Origin of the sequence: Sphingomonas sp. Leaf33 (assembly GCF_001421785.1) — a bacterium.
Lineage (GTDB): Bacteria > Pseudomonadota > Alphaproteobacteria > Sphingomonadales > Sphingomonadaceae > Sphingomonas.
In genome coordinates this window covers 1-2717 of record NZ_LMLB01000007.1, presented here as the reverse complement: position 1 = coordinate 2717, position 2717 = coordinate 1, and the positions used below count along the sequence as shown (strand labels likewise).

Annotated in this window: 1 protein-coding gene and 1 pseudogene; both read left to right on the top strand. The window is 62.3% G+C overall.

Annotated features, from left to right (window positions below):
* A pseudogene (locus tag ASE86_RS16220) lies at nucleotides 1-1828 on the top strand (hypothetical protein); the annotation flags it as partial.
* A 1-nt stretch (nucleotide 1829) separates the two neighbouring features.
* The gene (locus ASE86_RS11840; protein ID WP_056427097.1) at nucleotides 1830-2222 is read left to right on the top strand and encodes a hypothetical protein; all 393 of its coding nucleotides are present in this window, start codon (nucleotides 1830-1832) and stop codon (nucleotides 2220-2222) included.
* Nucleotides 2223-2717: the final 495 nt, after the last annotated feature.

Sequence of the window (2717 nt, the reverse complement as noted above, 5' to 3'; positions counted from 1 at the left end):
CACCACCGGCCAGACCCTGACGCTGCCCGCCGGCGTGATCCGCTCGACCTACAACGCGAGCCAACTGCGCCCGTACGACCCCGCCGACGCGATCGGCGACGTGACGCCGGTCTCGGCCACGCCCCAGGCGCGCGGCAAGAAAAGCAACAAGTGCGGCGCGTTCGGCCAGATCCTGCTGATCGCGGTCGCCGTCGCGGTGACGGTAGCGCTGCCTGGTACGGGATCGGCGATCGGCGCCGCGGTCAACGGCATGATCAGTTCCGCGGTCAGCCAGGGGGTCGGCCTCGCCACCGGCATTCAGGACAAATTCTCGTGGAAGGGGGTCGCGCTGACCGGCATCGCCGCCGGGGTCGGCGGCGGGATCGGCGGCGGAACGCTCATCGGCGGGATCGGGAACAAGCTGGTGAGCGCAGCGGTGAACGGCGCGGTACAAGGCGTCATCGGCAACATCGCGATCCAGGGCATCGCGATGGCGACCGGGCTCCAGTCGAAGTTCGACTTCGCAGGCGTCGCCGCCGCCGGCCTGTCCGGCGGTGTCGGCGGGGCGATCGGTCACGGGCTCGAGCTCACGTCGTTCGGGCAGAGCCGTTCGCTCGGCACTATCGCCGGTCATGCGCTCAACGGGACGGCCCGTACCATCGCTGGGGCGGCCGCCCGCAGCCTGATCGACGGGACCAGCTTCGGCGACAACGTCCTTGCCGCACTGCCCGATGCCATCGGGCAGACCATCGGGGAGCTGCTGACGGCTGAGGTTGCCGATGCCGGCAAATCGAAAGCTACCGGCAAACCGACCGATCTGCTTCCCGAGGGCATATATGATAGAACGTCTGACCCGGTCGTGGCACCTAGCAGTCAGACGGTTGCTGGCGGTGGCCAGGTCGGCAGCGGTGCCGGCGCGGTCGATGCGCAAGCCGGTGATATTATCGTGGTGGGCGACCGCTATACGACCTCGTTGTTCCAGGCCATGAACGACTATCAGTTCGACCGTTACAAGCAGGAATATGGCAACATATCGTACTGGCGGGGCGCGCAATGGGCGTTGGGCCTGCACCAACCGAAGACGGATTACAGTGCGTATTGGCGCAGCATGTCCGGCGGACAGTCGATCAGCAGCTACACGCCGAGCATATGGCAGGATATCCGAAACGCGGTTCTCGGTCGTCAGCACGAGGCCTATGGGCAATGGAACGCGGGTGGCCTCGGCTATGTGGCCGCACCGATCGGCTTCGTCCTGTCACCGGTCACCGGTCTGGCCGATCTTGGCAGTTCTTATTATCGCGGCCGCAACGGACATATCGCACCATTCGACCGGCAGACAACCGACATCGCAATGTTCGCCATCGGTGGTGCTACCGGAATGTCCCGGAAGGCCGGCGCACTCTCGAAGGGGGGCGCCGCAGAGAGTGCACCACTGAGCATCGAAGCGCAGTTCGGAGCGAACAGCCTGCGCCTTGCTGATGAAGGCCACGGCATTTTCATGCGTGGTATTGAGACTGGCGACATCATTCTGAACCCAAAGCTTTCGATGGAAATACAGCGTGGTAGCTTCGTGGACGGCTTCATTCGTCGAGGCAATCTCACACTGCGCGATGAGTTTGGGCTGGACGCCGGCGCGGTCCGCATCAATCAGCGGCTGTATACGCCGAACGGGAAATACACCGTGCCCGACATCCATTTCCCCGGCTCAGGGAACAGCCTCGACTATTCTTATCAGCTCAAGAACGCTACTACGCCGCAGATCATGCGTATTCAGCAGGCTGCGCCGACCGGGACAATCACTATTGTGCCGCCAGCTGCTGTTCGCCCCGTCTATACGATAAGGCCGTAGTATGAAGTATCGTGAAGGCACTATACCGAAGACGAAGCGCGACCTTCGGGACGCGATCATAGACACGCTAATGCGTGCGCCTAGCAGGCATTTTCCGGAAAGCTATGACTTCGACGGGGCGTATTACAGCTTGAGGCGAGGGGTAGAAAATTTGCGCAAGAACTTTGGTGATGCGAAGGCCGATCAGTTGCTGGACATGATCCGGCAGGCCAAGGCGCATCATGAAGCGAGCGACAAGCTGGGTTCTAGGCTGTTGCAGGATGTCGAGATGGTGATCGCTGATCGGCAGCCCTACGCCTATCCAAGGGAACTTTATCGCTGGCCTGTTGATGCTGATCTACCGGAACTTTCCGAGGGGGACTTGCTCGATCGAAGTGGCGACGAAGAGGATTAACTCACGCCTGTCGTGTAAGCCCTCGGCCGTCCGATCTTCCAATTACGGTGACAGTTTACTAAAAGCATAAAAACCGTATCGTCGCGGCAAAGGCTCGCTCTCGCCGCCTGATTGTGCCCGGCTACCCCTATCATGCGACGCAGCGTGGCAATCGCCGTCAGCAGACGTTCTTCGAGGACGACGACCACGCGCTGTACCGCGATCTGCTGGGTGAGGCCGCGTGACGGGCGGGCGCTCAGGTGTCGGCCTGTTGTCTGATGCCCAACCATGTCCACGTGATCGAAGTGCCCGCTGACGAGGACGGGTTGCGCCGTACCTTCTGACGCGCACCGCCGCTACACTGGGTTCATCAACGCGCGGCATCGCTGAACCGGTCACCAGCACCAGCTATCAATGGCTCGGCGGCATCACGACCGGGGGCATGGGCACCTACGGCGGCTGGCACCAGAGCACGCACTACGCCAACGGGTTCGAGCGGGTCGAGCAATCGGACGT

Excerpts from the sequence above, each read along its gene's own strand:
- ASE86_RS11840 (WP_056427097.1), top strand. The coding sequence starts at position 1,830 with ATGAAGTATCGTGAAGGCACTATACCGAAGACGAAGCGCGACCTTCGG.